We start from the raw sequence: 15,584 nt of genomic DNA on the forward strand, positions 1-15,584 counted from the left end.
CTCTAAACTTGCTTTAGTGCTAAAAGAAGTGAGTTTCGGTTGAACATCGTAAAAACCTGATCCATATCGGGCCAGTATGGTTTTTATCAATGTTATACTTGACCGCTAACGCCCTAATTCTAACAAACAAGAACAACACTATAGCGGCTCGACCAGTCTTGGCGCACACGGCAGTTCAGTGGCGCGGCACCCCCGGTGTCCGCGCCTGTCTGTCGTTTTGCCAGGCTGGTGGCCGCTCCACTTGCAAAGTACGATGAGCAATCTAAAGATTTACAACACCCTGGCTCGCGAGAAGCAGGTATTCGTCCCGATGGAAGCTGGCAAGGTACGCATGTACGTCTGCGGCATGACCATCTACGATTATTGCCATATCGGCCATGCGCGCATGATGATGGCGTTCGACGTCATCTACCGCTGGCTGAAAGCCTCCGGTTTCGACGTCACCTACGTGCGCAACATTACGGATATCGACGACAAGATCATTCGCCGCGCCGTGGAAAACGGCGAGACGATTTCCCAGCTGACGACGCGTTTCACGCAGTACATGGATGAAGACACGGCCGCGCTGGGCATTTTGACGCCCGACCACACGCCGCGCGCCACCGAGTACGTGCCGCAGATGCTGCGCCTGATCGAACAGCTCGAAGCGAAGGACCTGGCCTACCAGGGTCTTGACGGCGACGTCAATTACGCTGTGCGCAACTTCCCCCACTACGGCAAGCTGTCGGGCAAGTCGCTCGACGACCTGCGCGCGGGCGAGCGCGTCGACGTGAACACGGGCAAGCGCGATCCGCTCGACTTCGTGCTGTGGAAGTCGTCGAAAGAGTCCGAGCCGGAAGAAGTCAAATGGGATTCGAAGTGGGGCCGCGGCCGCCCGGGCTGGCATATCGAGTGTTCGGCCATGTCCTGCGCCTTGCTCGGTGAACAGTTCGACATCCATGGCGGCGGCGCGGACTTGCAATTCCCGCACCACGAAAACGAGATCGCCCAATCCGAAGGCGCGTTCGGCCATACCAGCGTGAATTACTGGATACATAATGGTTTCGTGCGCCTGGACAATGAAAAAATGTCCAAGTCGCTCGGCAACTTCTTCACCATCCGCGAAGTGCTGCAAAAGTTCGATGCCGAAGTGATCCGCTTCTTCATCCTGCGCGCGCACTACCGCAGCCCCCTGAATTACTCGGACGTGCACCTCGATGATGCGCGCCTGTCCCTGACGCGCCTTTACACGGCGCTGGCCGACGTGGCGGTGGAAGAGGGCGCCATCGACTGGAGCGAAGCGCATGCCGTGCGCGTGGCCGACGCCATGGATGACGATTTCAACACGCCGCTGGCCGTGGCCGCCCTGTTCGACCTGGCGACGGAAGTCAACAAGAGCAAGTCGCCGGCGCTGGCGCGTCAATTGAAGGGCCTGGCAGGCGTATTTGGCTTGCTGGAACGCACGCCGCAGCAATTCCTGCAAGCGACCGTCGGCGCCGCCGCCGGTGGGCAGGACGAGGCGGCCGGCATCGAAGCGGCCATCGCGGCGCGCAGTGCGGCGAAAAAGGCGCGCGACTTTGCGCAGTCCGACAAGATCCGCGCCGAACTGTTGGCGGCGGGCATTATTCTTGAAGACAAGCCTGACGGCTCGACCAACTGGCGCCGCGCATGATGCCAACGTCCAGGGAAAACGGGGAAGCCCCCAAGGTGACGGACTTGGCGCAAGTGATCCAGGTGCCGCACTACTGGGAAGAGGCGAAGATCGAGCTGATGAAGCGCGACCGCATCATGAAAAAGCTCATCCCGCAATTTGGCGACCTGCACCTGGTCGGCCATAGCGACCCGTTTACCACCCTGGCCCGTTCGCTGGTGGGGCAGCAGATCACGCCCAAGGCGGCGGATGCCGCCTGGAAAAAGCTGCTGGCCGCTTGCCCGAAATGCACGCCCTCGCAAGTGCTGAAGGCGGGCGCCGAGCAACTGTCGGCCTGCGGCTTGTCCAAACGCAAGACTGAATACATCCTCGACCTGGCCGACCATTTCAAGGCCAAGCGCGTGCACGCGAGCCAGTGGGACCAGATGGATGACGAAGCCGTCATCGCCGAACTGGTGCAGATCCGCGGCATCGGCCGCTGGACAGCCGAGATGTTTTTGATATTTAATCTGCTACGGCCGAATGTCTTGCCGCTCGACGACCCCGGTTTGATCCAGGGCATCAGCGTCAATTATTTCTCCGGTGAACCAGTTTCCCGCAGCGATGCGCGCGAGGTTTCCGCCAATTGGGAACCGTGGCGCACCGTGGCGACGTGGTATTTGTGGCGTAGTCTCGACCCTGCAGCCGCCCCTGCCGCACCCGATGCAGCCCCCGGCGCAGCAGCCGGTACGGTAAAATAAACATAGATGACGCCGCGCGCCCTGGCGCCGTGGCCGGTAAAACCTGGAGGTACAATGACTAAAACGACTTTCCTCAATTTTGAACAGCCGATCGCGGAACTCGATTCCAAGATCGAAGAGTTGCGCTTCGTGCAAGACGATTCGGCCGTCGACATCTCGGAAGAGATCGACCGCCTGGCCAAGAAGAGCCAGCAGCTGACCAAGGATATCTACGCCAAGCTGACGCCGTGGCAAGTGGCGCAGATCGCGCGCCACCCGCAGCGCCCCTACACCATGGATTACGTGAATGAAATCTTTACCGATTTCCATGAATTGCATGGCGACCGCAGCTACGCGGACGATCTGTCCGTCGTCGGCGGCCTGGCCCGCTTCAACGGCCAGCCGTGCATGGTCATCGGCCACCAGAAGGGCCGCGACACGAAAGAGCGCGCCCTGCGCAATTTCGGCATGCCGAAGCCGGAAGGCTACCGCAAGGCCATGCGCCTGATGAAAGTGGCTGAAAAATTCAACTTGCCCATCTTCACCTTCGTTGACACGCCAGGCGCCTTCCCCGGCATCGACGCGGAAGAGCGCGGCCAGTCGGAAGCGATCGGCCACAACCTGTACGTGATGGCCGAACTGAAAGTGCCGCTGATCGCCACCATCATCGGTGAAGGCGGTTCCGGCGGCGCGCTGGCGATTGCCGTGGGCGATGCCGTGCTGATGCTGCAGTACTCGACCTACGCCGTGATTTCGCCGGAAGGCTGCGCCTCGATCCTGTGGAAGAGCGCCGAGCGCGCTTCCGACGCGGCCGAAGCGCTGGGCTTGACGGCGCACCGCCTGAAAGCCATGGGCCTGATCGACAAGATCATCAACGAACCGCTGGGCGGCGCCCACCGCGATCCGAAGCAGATGGCGACCTTGCTGAAACGCGCACTGGCCGACACCCTGCGCCAGTTCCACGGCATGAAAACCAAGGACCTGCTGGCCGCGCGCCACGAGAAACTGCTGAGCTACGGCAAGTTCAAGGAAACCACGCCGAGCGAGTAAGCCATCGCCGGTCAGTGCAGGTCGGCGTAGGTCGGCTTAGCGCAGCGTAAGCCGACATGACGTAAGCCGACAAGACAGTAGAACACACCAGGGACAGTCCGCTAAACGACACCATCCGTTTAGCAGCCTGTCCCTCTTTGCATTCCCGGAGTCCTGATTGAAAAAGCAACAAACCGCCACCGTCGCCGACATCTTCGCCCGCGCGCTGGAAACCTGCGTGCCGCCAGCCGGCAGTCCCGTCGGCATCGCCCTGAGCGGCGGCCTCGATTCCGCGGCCCTGCTGCACCTGGCGCATGCCTGGGCGCAGGAGCACGGCGTGACCTTGCACGCGTTTCACGTGCACCACGGCCTGAGCCCGAATGCGGATGCCTGGCTGGCCCACTGCGCGCAGTTGTGCGCCGGCCTGGGCATCGCCTTCGAGGCACGCCGTGTCACCCTGGAAAAAAATGCCAAGACGGGCACGGAAGAGGCGGCCCGCAAGCGCCGCTACGCGGCTCTGGGCGAGCTGTGCGCGGCGCAAGGCGTGCGCCTGCTGCTCACAGCCCACCACCAGGACGACCAGGCCGAGACGGTGCTGCTGCAATTGCTGCGCGGCTCGGGCACGGCGGGCCTGTCCGGCATGGATGGCGCCAACAGCGCGCCCGAGCTGCTGGGCAACCCGGACCTGGTGATGGCGCGTCCGCTGCTGTCGGTGTCGCGCAAACAGCTCGAAGCGTATGTGGCGCAACATGCGATCGCACACATCCACGACGAGTCGAACGACGATCCCCGCTTTGCCCGCAATGCTCTGCGGCACCAGGTGATGCCTGTGCTGGCGCAGGCGTTTCCCGGCTTCCAGGAGCGCTTCGCCCGCAGCGCCCAGCACGCGCAATCGGCGCAGCGCCTGCTGACGGAACTGGCGACACAGGATCTGGCCGCTTGTCTCGATGGCGAGTGCATCGAGCTGGCCAAGTTGCGCGCGCTGAGCGCGGACCGCTGCTACAACCTGCTGCGCCATTGGTTCGGCACGCGCGGCTTGCGCATGCCGTCGACGGCGTGGCTGGCGGAAATGCTGGCGCAATTGCTCGAGGCGCGGCCCGATGCGCAACTGCTGGTCACGCATCCCGAATGCCATGTGCGGCGCCACCGCGACCGTTTATATCTGACGCCGAAGCTCAATGACCTGGCCGGGATGCGCGAGCGTGACGACGCGGGCATTCCCGGCCTGGAAAAAGCCGGCCAGGAGTTCGCATGGAAAGGCGAGGCCAGCCTGGCCTTTCCCGCGTATGGCGGCGTGCTGCATTTCGATGCGGTGGAAGCGGGCGGCCAGGGCATCGATATTGCCTGGTTGCAATCTCAAACCTTGACGATCGACTTCCGCCAGGGCGGCGAGCGCCTGAAGCTGGCCTTGAACCGTCCCACCAAGAGCTTGAAATACCATTATCAGGCGTTCGACGTGCCCGCCTGGGAGCGCGAACGCCTGCCACTTGTCTGTGCGGCGCAACAATTGCTGTATGCGGCCGGTATCGGCCTCGATTGCCATTGCCTGAGTCTGCTGGACCGTCCCCGCGTCGCCTTGCGCTGGCTCTCCTGCTGAGCGTAAGGGCCGCCGCCACGGCCACTCTCGGGGTGGCCGGCAAGTGGCTGTTCAAGCCGGCTGGACTGCATGGATTGGTTATTTCCATATGCGCAATCGGTATGAGCTAATGCGCTTTTTAGCTTGTTATTTTGCATTGCGGCATGTAGAGTAAAGCCCTCCTTTTTTATTCTTCTTGAGCGGAAACTTCACTCTTATGGCTTTAATCGTCCACAAATATGGCGGTACGTCGATGGGCTCGACTGACCGTATCAAGAATGTCGCCAAGCGCGTTGCCAAGTGGCACGACGCTGGGCATCAAATCGTGGTGGTGCCATCGGCCATGTCGGGCGAAACGAACCGCCTGATTGGACTGGCCAAGGAAATCATGGATCAACCCGATCCCCGTGAACTTGACATGATCGCCTCGACAGGCGAACAGGTGTCCGTCGGCCTATTGTCGATGGCACTGCTGGCGATCGGCAAACAAGCCGTATCCTATGCTGGCTGGCAAGTCGCGATCAAGACCGATTCCGCCTTTACCAAGGCACGCATCCAGTCGATCGATGACGAAAAAGTCAAACGCGACCTCGATGCGGGCAAGATTGTCATCATTACCGGTTTCCAGGGCGTCGACGAACACGACAATATCGCGACCCTGGGCCGCGGCGGTTCGGACACCTCGGCCGTGGCGATCGCCGCCGCCATGAAGGCGGCCGAGTGCCTGATCTTCACGGACGTCGACGGCGTCTACACGACCGACCCGCGCGTGGTCTCCGAGGCGCGCCGCCTGAAGACCATCACCTTTGAAGAAATGCTGGAACTGGCTTCGCTGGGTTCCAAAGTGCTGCAAACGCGCTCGGTGGAATTTGCCGGCAACTACCGCGTGCCCACGCGCGTGCTGTCGTCGCTGACCGACCCGATGTTGCCGCTGGAAATAGAAGCCAATTCAGGCACCCTGATTTCGTTTGAGGAAGATACAAACATGGAACAAGCAGTCATCTCCGGCATCGCCTTCAACCGCGATGAAGCCAAAATCACCGTGCTCGGCGTGCCCGACCGCCCAGGCGTGGCGTACCACATCCTGGGACCGGTGGCGGACGCGAACATCGAAGTCGACATGATCATACAGAATCAGTCGGTCGACGGTAAAACGGACTTCACCTTCACCGTCTCGCGCGGCGAATACACGCGCGCGCTGGCCGTGCTGGAAGCGAACCGCGAATCGCTGGGCGCGGCCAGCATCACGGGCGACGCGAAAGTGTCGAAACTGTCCGTCGTCGGCGTGGGCATGCGCAGCCATGTTGGCGTGGCATCGCAAATGTTCCGTACCCTGTCGGAAGAGGGCATCAACATCATGATGATCTCCACTTCCGAAATCAAGATCTCCGTGCTGATCGATGAAAAGTACATGGAACTGGCCGTGCGCGCGCTGCATAAAGCGTTCGAGCTGGAAAAAGCTTAAATATCTAAAAATATTGCCCCACGCCCTTGACCAAAGGGGGGGCAATCGATATTATGACGTTCGTCGCTGCAGCGCAGTTAGCTACAGAGACATAGTTGAGTAATCAGCTAGGAGACGTGGCCGAGTGGCCGAAGGCACATCCCTGCTAAGGATGCATACGGCTTATACCTGTATCGTGGGTTCGAATCCCACCGTCTCCGCCAGTATTTCTAAAAACCCGCTTCGGCGGGTTTTTTCATTTCCGCTCCTCATAGGAGAAACCACGTAAATCCATCCGCCAGCGTCCGCCGCCTGCCGCGTCAATCCTGCATCTGCTGGGGGGTAGGCTGGGGGGTAGCAATGGCTGTGTGCGCTGCCTTCAAGCGTACGTCACCGATCCTGTTATGTCCCGGCTGTTGCCGCAACTGGCCTTGCGCGGGATCAAGTGTCGTTGCCAGCACGCGCTTGATCGCGCGCTAAAATTAGTACGGGTTCTCGCAATGCGGGAGTGGTGTCATGACAATCAGGATGAACAAGCTGTCGGCGCTGGCCGTCGGTCGCGCCAGGGAGCCAGGGTATTACGGAGATGGCGGCGGCCTGGTGCTGCAAGTATCCGGCGCTGGCGCCAGGAGCTGGCTGTTTCGTTATAGCGTAGCTGGCAGGCGTCACGAAATGGGGCTGGGGTCTTGTCTGGCAGTCGATCTGGTCGAGGCGCGCAAAAAGGCGCGGCAATGCCGTTTGCTGCTGAGCGAAGGGCGCGATCCGCTGGCAATGCGCCGCCAGGAAAAACAGGCCGGGATGCTGGCGCGTGCGCGTCAAATGACCTTTGAACAGTGTGCGGCGTCGTATATCGCGGCGCACCGGCATGGCTGGAGAAATGCCAAACATGTGGCGCAGTGGGAAAACACCCTGGCCGCCTATGTGTTCCCATTGGTGGGGCCGCTGCCTGTCGCGGCGATCGAGACCGACCTGGTCGTCAAGGTGCTCGATGCAATCTGGTTGTCAAAGACGGAGACGGCAACGCGCATACGCGGCAGAATCGAATGCATACTCGACTGGGCAACGGTCAGCGGCTTTCGTCAGGGAGAAAATCCGGCGCGCTGGAAAGGCCATCTGGAAAATCTGCTGGCCAATCCGAACAAGGTTTCTCCAGTGAAAAACCGACCGGCCCTGCCGTGGCAAGAGATCGGCAGATTCATGGCCGCCTTATCGGGTCAGGAAGGGATTGCTGCCAGGGCGCTGGCGTTTGCCATCCTGACGGCTGCGCGCTCAGGAGAGGTCAGGGGTGCGCGTTGGCCGGAGATTGACCTGGAGGCGGCGCTGTGGACGATTCCAGCGCAGCGCATGAAGGCAGGCAAGGAGCATCGCGTGCCGCTCTCTGGTGGGGCGCTTGCGCTGCTGCGCGCACTGCCGCGTCAGGGGGACATCATCTTTTCAGGTCGCAAGCATGGCACGCAGTTGTCGGACATGAGTTTGACGGCAGTCTTGCGCCGCATGCAGTTTGACGACATCACCGTGCACGGTTTCCGTTCTTCCTTCCGTGACTGGTGCGCCGAGGCGGCGGCCAATGCCTTTTCACGTGAGGTATGCGAGCATGCGCTGGCGCACCGCTTGCCGGACAGGGTGGAAGCGGCCTACCGGCGCGGCGACTTGTTCGACAAGCGTATCGTGCTGATGCAGGCATGGTCTGACTTTTGCACCAATCCCGCACCGTCTGTCGTGTGATGGCATGCCCCATGGAGTATCCTTGCGCGGGCTGAGGACTGGCATGCGTGTTCAGGCGCCTTGCAGCCACTGTCCGCATCCCGTGCTGGCACGCGTTCCTGAACCAGGCCTGCAAGCGGCCCTGGAGTCTTACGGAGGCCAGGAAGGTGTCTTCCTTGGCGCTTGCTTAGATCCTGCTACGCCATTTTCCGCTGCTTGCCGACACTTCAGGCAGGCCGCTGAAGCGCGCCTCGTTGAGCGTTGGCGCGCCAAGGTACTCTGGCGTGGAGGAAGGAGTCACTTGGGACGTGTTTCTCTTCAAGGGCGAGGCAGGATCGGTACCAGCACGGCGGCACTGGCGCAGACCGGATCGCCGTCCTGGCGTCACCAGTTGATTGTTGCTGCGGGTATCGTCGCTGAAGGCCAGAAATGCGACGAGCTCCTGGCCGCGCTTCGCTGATGGTGGCGTTTGAGCCAGGCACGCAGTTGTTCAGCACAGGATTCTTTATGGTATTTAATCGCCCTCATGTCGTGCGGAACTTGCACGGTTAAACCACAAATCTGCCACGGTTGAACCACAAATCTGACACGGTTAAAGCCTGAAATGCCACGGTTGAAAGCAGATATGGCACAAATAAGGCCTTATAAGGCCTTATTTGCTTTCAACCGTGCCAAAAAAGGGGTTTGGTCGACGTTGCGTCCGACGATTTTAGTGGTTCAGTCGCTGCGCGAAGCGGGGCAGGATAGGTGAAGTTAGCTAACCGGCGGGCCGGTTAGCTAACTTCACACCTGCTTATTCGCACTTCGTGCTCAACGTGTTCTTTTAGCGCGCTCTAGAAATGGGGGGGGGGGGGGGGTACCCTCAAGACATCAGGTCTGCTGATAGACGTAAGCGGTTTTCAGTGCATGTGCTTGATGTCGGTCAAAGGCCTCCACCTGAGAGCGCTAATTTTTGTTTATGTTCAAAGAGCTGAGTTCTCATTGCCGTAAATTCAAGACATTCCCAATTCTCAGGAGGGCGGAATGTCTTACGTTTATCCTAATGCGTCGTTGCTCAAAGGTCAGCCCGTGATAGGCAGCCACCAATGTGTCGCGCTCGTTCAAGAGTATGCCGGAGCACCCACAACACCACATTGGCGACAAGGTGAAGCCGTTGTAGGCAACGCGACGTTGCGCGCCGGAACGGCCATCGCGACCTTCGTCAACGGCAGGTATCCTAACCATCGGCATGGTAATCACGCTGCCCTGTACATACGCCAAGGCGTCAACGGTATTTATGTCGCAGACCAATGGAAGGCGGCCGGAAAAACAAAAATCTCAGTGCGCCTCTTGCAGTCTTTGGGCAAAGATAAAAAAGGCAATTTCAACCATCCGAGTAACAACGCCGATGCTTTTTTCGTTATCGAGTAATGCCCATGAACCAACAGAGAAACCCAGATTTGGTCCGCCGCGTAGCATCGGCGGCCAGCTGCGCGCTAGCCCTTATGCTCGCGGTGGCGCCACCTGTATTCGCTTCGCCTCCAGTCCTGGAGTGCCCCACGTCGATTTCAGAGAAGTCGGTACAGCTGAGGGATACCCCGGCAGGCTGGCAAACCTTTGTAAGCGCGCCGCTGTATTTGCACGGAGCCGCTCCGATGAGCGGTCCACCCGAAATGCTCGGCGAGCTCATAAGCGATACGGAACGACATGGCAAGAAGGGAACAGAATCCACCTACAAAATCGATGGAAAATTCCCTAATGGGAAATGGTTGGCGTGCACCTACGGCGAGGCTGACCAAGTGACACTCGCTCGTCAATTACCGGATGCCACCAATGTCTGTGTTATCACTTCTCGCAAGGGAAAATTTGTCGGGCAGAACGACGTCAAAATCGATTGCAAATGACGACGTGAGAAATTTCTCGATCTGCTGAAATAGCCCCCTGATTCACCGGACGCAGCCTATGCGCTATTCTTACGGATAGGAATAGGACTGTGCATATGACTAGGAACAAGCAAACAATCGAGGTTGTAACGATTAGCCAGGAGCGCCGCAGGCGCTGGTCAGCCGATGAGAAGGCGGCGCTGGTGCGTGAGACATACGAACCGGGCATGACCGTCTCGCTGGTCGCCCGCAAACACGCACCGGGAATTGGTCCTGTAACGCAACAATTAAGGTGTACTTTACGCGGACGTCTTGGCAAAGTACACCGCGGCCTTTTTCAAAATGTCGCGCTCCTCAGTGACGCGCTTGAGCTCGGCTTTCAGGCGCCGCACGTCGTCGGTCTGGACATCAACTGTCTTGCGCTCTTCCTCCGGAACGCCATAGCGTTTCACCCAGGCGTAAAGGCTATGGATGCTCACGCCAAGCCGCTCTGCGACTTCGCTAACCGGGTACTCGCGCTGCGCTACTTGCTTGACCGCAGCAATTTTGAATTCCTCCGTGTACCGCTTTCCGCTCATACCTTCTCCTTGTGCCCATGATTATGGCTCAGGAGTGTCTACGATTGTCGTGGCGATTCAGTTCGCGGTTGTCTGGCAGACTCCTGGCGATTCACTTTGCCATTGACTAACAACCTTTCCACCCCAGTCGTTCTAGGGGGGTAGGCAGGGGGGTAGCGCTCAAAAGTGAGTCGCATTTCATAGGGGTGTTCTACGGACACTGTCTCCGCCAGTATTTCTAAAAACCCGCTTCGGCGGGTTTTTTCATTTCCGCCTTGCGGAGACGAGCAAAGCGCCTGCGCGCTTTGCGTGTGGGATTCGAAGCCTTGCGCGTACTCGCGCAAGGCGCTCCGAATCGCCCAATCACCGCGCTGCGCGCGGCACGTTGGCCGCGCAGCGGCCAACGCCGTCCCCTCATCTCAGGCACTGGCGGCAAGCGCCCCCTCCACATCACCAATCCCCACTCAGTGCTTAACGTTCTCTCCATTGAGTTTTTCACTCTTTGCCCGAGGTTGAATAGATGCAATGCTTCCTCATACATTGTGGTGGCATTGTGTTTGTCAGATTTTTCCTGAATGTGACCTGTATGTGTTGAATGTCTAGTTGTGTATCAGATATCTAAATTCAATAAAGTTAAGTGATATGGCTAGGTTGTGGTTTAATTAACGGAATTTTGCAACATTTGGATAGATTTATTTTTGATAATTTCCATATAATCATGTGCGCTCAAATAGGCGTAAACGCTAATGCGGTGATGCCGCGTACAGTTTTAAGAAACGTCGCGGATTCTTGCGTCATGGATGCTTGGTGAGGCGATTACGACGTGCAAAGGTCGCATGCGCTCAAACTGAGCAATTGAAGACATAAAATGAAAAAAAATGCAAAACGCCAATCTAAGGTTGGGGAGCAAGTGCAGGTGTATGCATTGATATCGGAAGCAAGCAAGCTTGAGGGGGCGCATACCCATCCAGTTTGGCGTGCGCAAGTAGCAACGCCATCAATGCCGAGAGCACAACCGATGATCATTAAATGGCTTGATGGTCATCTTTCTCTTAGCATAGAACTTGCGTGTGCTTTGGCTGCGCAGTGTCTGAAGCTCCCAGTTCCGGCGCCTGCATTGGTAGTTGCTCCTCGTAAATTTTTACCGACTTTGCCGATCTCGATCAAAGGTGAGCATATCTTGCTTATTGGGAGCGAATACAAGAATCCTGATTCCTACTTCGCTCAAGCAACGTCTAACAATCCAGCAGCAGAAGAGTTCGTTTGGAGTAAGCTTTGTGCCAGCGAAGCTGGCCCCAGTGGTGCGGCTTGGGATGAACTAGTAGCAAATGAGGATCGGCATTACCAAAATGCACTCTTCGATGGGGCGAACTGGTGGCTATTTGATCATGATCGAGCACTTATGTCGGTTGGCCTTTTTAGCAAAAATCCAGATGACATCGACTTGCGTTCTGCACTAGTTAATTTTAATGCGAAATGCAATATTCTTGCGGCACAAATGGTTGATCGGCATCGCGGTAATCACGGCATCTCAGATCAAGCGAACGAATTTTCACGACACAAAGCGGAGCTGTCCATATTGTCTGCGGAGTCAAGAAAATGGCTTCATGGAGATATGAAAATACAAGAAATTTTTGCCACCACTGCTATACTCTTGACGGCAATTGAACTACGCTTGCCAGCACTTGCGCAGCATATTCAAGCTCGCATTGAACAACCTAGCGCTGAAAATTTATGGACATCGAATACGGACTAAACTTTGATGTGCCGAGAATCTCAGCGAGGTTTTCTCCAGTCTATTGGGAGCCGATGACTGGGAGTGAGGAACGTATAACTGCGCTTGTTGCGATTGAGCCTGAGCCTGGGATGTCGGACTTGGCGCCAACTGCACATATCATTCTTCCCCTCAAGCGCTTGAAGGCAATGCTTGGCATTGCTCGCGGCAGCTCAGCGCATGGAATTTTGAGTCATGTAGCTGATTTCATGACTTTGCGGCTCGCTGCAGGCCTCACGCTGGAGGAGCTTGACGCGCCGTTTGGTGGATTTACGATCGGCAAACCTCGCTTGATCAAAGCATTTTCCGAAGAGCAAGTTTTGTCGGGTGCCGTACAGATGGTATCAGCATTGGGAGATGTTGATGATTTACTCGATATGGATGCCAACAGTCGTAGATCGTCGGCGACAACTTTGGCTTTTCTGAGGTCCGTTCAAGCCGAATTTTCTATCGATATTAAAGAGCGGCGCAAGCGTTTTTTCAGAGCCTTCTCGCCAGAAGGAACTCGACGCGTCGTTTTGGACTATGCCTACGAAAAGTGGCTCGTGCAGTTCACCAGTCTGCCTGCGACAATTGGGCAAGCGCGATACATGGAGCGGGAAGCAGAAAGCAAAATTCTTGAACTGATTACTGCCCAGAAGTTCATAGATTCCAAGACTGAGGCAATCTTAATTATTAATAGGCAACCGATTCTGGACGTGGCTGGTGAGCTCCGCAGGATATCGAACGACGCAAATGACAGATTCAAGTGGTTCGCGAGCCAACATAACGTGCGTCCAATCGAGGTTGAGTCAAAGCAAGAAGCGGTTCGCACGTTAGAACTCTTTGTGTAATCATATTGTTGTCAATTTTGCTTCGTTAAAAATGTGATAGGGACGAAGCACAGCAAGATCAGGCGATAGTGCGAAGTATTTTTCTTTATTTTTTAATACTTTTGTCATACTTCCTCTCTTTGTCGGCAATTTTTAAAAATCGCTTCGACGTTTCTTTTTATTTCTGAGTCCTCCAACCACCGCGCAGCGGCCAACGCCATCCCCTCATCTCAGGCACTAGCGGCAAGCGCTCCCATCGCATCAGCCCACAATCAGTGCCCCCTCAGCAATAAAAACAACAAGTGACTTAGTGTGAGTATTGACTCTTTGTCATTATGGATAATAGCAATGTTACCAATAAAAAAATACGCATGCCCCGCCATGCTTCCATTGCCGAGTCCAATCAAGGAGTTGTCATGTCCTCTCGTCTTGCCCGCAGGCACGCGCTGCTGTGCCTGGCCGCCATGCCGTTCGCCTGCAGTGCCGCGTTCGCCGCGGAAACCAACGTCAATCTGAATCTCGACCTGAATCTGAAGGCCGTGCCCAAACTCGAGCTGCGGCTGCTGCAGGAGCCGCCGACACTGAAGGCGCGCGCCAGGCCCGCCAGCCGCGCGGCGAGCAGGCGCGACGAGTTTGAAAAGTCGTATGACCTGTACATCCGCTATGCCAGCGGCAGCATCTATAACCCGACCACGGGCAAGCATGACAAGGTGCGCCTGCGCTCGTACCAGCAGACGGACGGCCTGGCGCTCGATGGGCGCGACGAGCATGCGGCCACCTTCATGGCGCCCACGGTGGTGATGGCGCCGGGGCAGACCGTGCGCTTCAAGCTGCATAATCGCTTGAAGCCGCTGCCGGCCGAGCAGTGCGCGACCACCGATATCAATGCGCCGCGCCCGCGCGGCTGCTTCAACGACACCAATCTGCATTCGCACGGCCTGTGGGTGTCGCCTGCGGGCAATAGCGACAATGTGCTGATATCGATCAAGCCTGGCGTGGATTTCGAGTATGAATACAATATTCCCATCGATCATCCGGCCGGCACGTTCTGGTATCACCCGCACCAGCATGGCGCGACGGCGATGCAGGTCGCCAGCGGCATGGCCGGGGCGCTGGTGGTCGAAGGCGAGCGTTATCCGACGGCGACGGCGAATGGCGACCTCGATGTGATGCTGAAACAATTCCAGCCCGATGATGGCGGCGGCAGCGCGGGCGAAGTGATGCTGCTGCAGCAAATCCCGTATGACTGCCCCAGCAACAGCCTGGCGCCGACGAGGCCGTGCGACAAGGATGCGGTGGGCGTGCTCGAGGATTTCGATCAGGTCGAAGATCCGAATGCCTGGCTGAAGTCGGGCCGCTATACCTCGGTCAACGGCAAGGTACAGCCGGTGCTGAAGATGAAGACGCAGCGCCTGTACCGCTGGCGCCTGATCGACACGGGTTTCCAGGCGTCCGTGGTGCTGCGCATCCGCCGCGCGAATGATCCGCAAAAGCTGTTCCAGGCGCTCGGCGTGGCCAACCAGGACAAGGACGTGATGGCCTTGTGCGATGGCGAGGACGTCACGCAGTTCGAGGTGGCCAGCGACGGCTTGACGCACGACCGTATCATCCCCAAGACGCTCAACTACCTGCAACCGGGCTACCGCAGCGATATCCTGTTTTCGCTGCCGAAAGCGGGCGCCTATTGCGTGTATGCGGAAACCAACGTCAACAACATGACGACCATGCATGACGTCAACAACACGCGCCTGATCGGCGTGATCGCCGCCAAGACCAACGCCAAGGCATCGGCCCGCGCCAGGGCGGGCGAGTCGCCGCGCGATTTCCTGCTGGCCGAGTTGCGCAATGCCGTCAGGAGCTTGCCCGGCGCCCGGTTGCCCGATAGCGTGAAGAGCACCATCCTTGGCGACCTGGACGATGGCCTCAAGCTCGGCAAGTTCGTCCCGCATGCCAGTTTCAGCGAGGCGGCAAAAGATGCGATGCGCGGCAAGACGAAAGAGTATGCGACCTTCAATATTGCCACGGTGGACGGCAAGACCCGTTTCATGGTGGAAGGCAAGCCTGAAGACTCACCGACACCCGAGATGAAGTACGTGTATGACCCGCACCGCGTCGACCACACGCTGGTGCTGGGTACCGAGCAGATGTGGGAGCTCGCTTCGAAGAATGGCAACCATCCCTTCCATATCCACGTCAACCCCTTCCAGATCATCGGCATCACCCGCACCGACGGCGGCACGGTCGATGCGCAATACAAGGATCTGATCGGCACGTGGAAAGACACCTTGCTGGTGATGCAGGGCCACAAGATCGAGATTGCCACGCGTTATCAGCGCTACATCGGCGAATACGTGCTGCATTGCCACATCCTCGAACATGAAGACCAGGGCATGATGCAAAACGTCAAGGTAGTGCTGCCGGATGGCAAGGGCGGTGGCGACTTGGGCGGACACGGCCACTGAGCGTTCCTGGCGCAA

At 57.9% G+C, this 15,584-nt stretch carries 11 protein-coding genes, 1 tRNA gene and 2 pseudogenes; 13 read left to right on the forward strand and 1 reads right to left on the reverse strand.

Annotated elements, in window-relative coordinates; genetic code table 11:
- Nucleotides 1-253: 253 nt before the first annotated feature.
- The 10 genes and pseudogenes from cysS to ACP7DW_RS19450 form a co-directional block, all read left to right on the forward strand.
- A complete protein-coding gene (gene cysS, locus ACP7DW_RS19405) occupies nucleotides 254-1,651 on the forward strand; it encodes a cysteine--tRNA ligase (RefSeq protein WP_426056227.1) in 1,398 nt (465 codons plus the stop codon).
- On the forward strand, nucleotides 1,651-2,370 hold the full coding sequence (locus tag ACP7DW_RS19410; protein ID WP_289953354.1) for a DNA-3-methyladenine glycosylase family protein: 720 nt from the start codon (nucleotides 1,651-1,653) through the stop codon (nucleotides 2,368-2,370). The genes cysS and ACP7DW_RS19410 overlap by 1 nt, the downstream gene beginning before the upstream one ends.
- 54 nt (nucleotides 2,371-2,424) lie before the next feature.
- Nucleotides 2,425-3,399, forward strand: coding sequence for an acetyl-CoA carboxylase carboxyltransferase subunit alpha (locus ACP7DW_RS19415; protein ID WP_010396889.1), 975 nt, complete (start codon nucleotides 2,425-2,427; stop codon nucleotides 3,397-3,399).
- Between the two features lie 157 nt (nucleotides 3,400-3,556).
- Nucleotides 3,557-4,975: a tRNA lysidine(34) synthetase TilS gene (gene tilS, locus ACP7DW_RS19420; RefSeq protein WP_426056228.1), complete on the forward strand. Its 1,419-nt coding sequence runs from the start codon at nucleotides 3,557-3,559 to the stop codon at nucleotides 4,973-4,975.
- A gap of 196 nt (nucleotides 4,976-5,171) precedes the next feature.
- Nucleotides 5,172-6,419 (forward strand): aspartate kinase, encoded by a 1,248-nt coding sequence (locus tag ACP7DW_RS19425; RefSeq protein ID WP_035817435.1) that lies wholly within the window; start codon nucleotides 5,172-5,174, stop codon nucleotides 6,417-6,419.
- Nucleotides 6,420-6,529: 110 nt separating this feature from the next.
- Nucleotides 6,530-6,622: transfer RNA gene (locus ACP7DW_RS19430), tRNA-Ser, on the forward strand.
- Nucleotides 6,623-6,926: 304 nt separating this feature from the next.
- Nucleotides 6,927-8,123 carry a tyrosine-type recombinase/integrase gene (locus ACP7DW_RS19435; protein WP_426056229.1) on the forward strand — a complete coding sequence of 399 codons (1,197 nt, stop codon included), beginning with the start codon at nucleotides 6,927-6,929 and terminating at the stop codon, nucleotides 8,121-8,123.
- A 1,002-nt stretch (nucleotides 8,124-9,125) separates the two neighbouring features.
- Nucleotides 9,126-9,512, forward strand: coding sequence for a BPSL0067 family protein (locus ACP7DW_RS19440; protein ID WP_426056230.1), 387 nt, complete (start codon nucleotides 9,126-9,128; stop codon nucleotides 9,510-9,512).
- Between the two features lie 5 nt (nucleotides 9,513-9,517).
- Nucleotides 9,518-9,985 carry an STY0301 family protein gene (locus ACP7DW_RS19445; protein ID WP_319017233.1) on the forward strand — a complete coding sequence of 156 codons (468 nt, stop codon included), beginning with the start codon at nucleotides 9,518-9,520 and terminating at the stop codon, nucleotides 9,983-9,985.
- A gap of 95 nt (nucleotides 9,986-10,080) precedes the next feature.
- Nucleotides 10,081-10,219, forward strand: a pseudogene (locus ACP7DW_RS19450) (transposase); the annotation flags it as partial.
- Here ACP7DW_RS19450 and ACP7DW_RS19455 read toward each other — a convergent pair.
- A pseudogene (locus ACP7DW_RS19455) lies at nucleotides 10,220-10,542 on the reverse strand (transposase); the annotation flags it as partial.
- A gap of 847 nt (nucleotides 10,543-11,389) precedes the next feature.
- Between ACP7DW_RS19455 and ACP7DW_RS19460 the strand changes: the two are divergent.
- The 3 genes from ACP7DW_RS19460 to ACP7DW_RS19470 all read left to right on the forward strand — a co-directional run bounded on the left by ACP7DW_RS19460 (nucleotide 11,390) and on the right by ACP7DW_RS19470 (nucleotide 15,569).
- Nucleotides 11,390-12,277 (forward strand): hypothetical protein, encoded by an 888-nt coding sequence (locus ACP7DW_RS19460; RefSeq protein WP_426056231.1) that lies wholly within the window; start codon nucleotides 11,390-11,392, stop codon nucleotides 12,275-12,277.
- Entirely contained in the window at nucleotides 12,256-13,128 is an 873-nt protein-coding gene (locus ACP7DW_RS19465) for a hypothetical protein (RefSeq protein ID WP_426056232.1), read from the forward strand. Before ACP7DW_RS19460 ends, ACP7DW_RS19465 begins: the two co-directional genes overlap by 22 nt.
- Nucleotides 13,129-13,523: 395 nt before the next feature.
- On the forward strand, nucleotides 13,524-15,569 hold the full coding sequence (locus ACP7DW_RS19470) for a multicopper oxidase family protein (RefSeq protein WP_426056233.1): 2,046 nt from the start codon (nucleotides 13,524-13,526) through the stop codon (nucleotides 15,567-15,569).
- Nucleotides 15,570-15,584: the final 15 nt, after the last annotated feature.

This window comes from Janthinobacterium sp. PSRC1-1 (genome assembly GCF_049897525.1).
GTDB classification, from domain to species: Bacteria; Pseudomonadota; Gammaproteobacteria; order Burkholderiales; family Burkholderiaceae_D; genus Janthinobacterium; species Janthinobacterium tructae.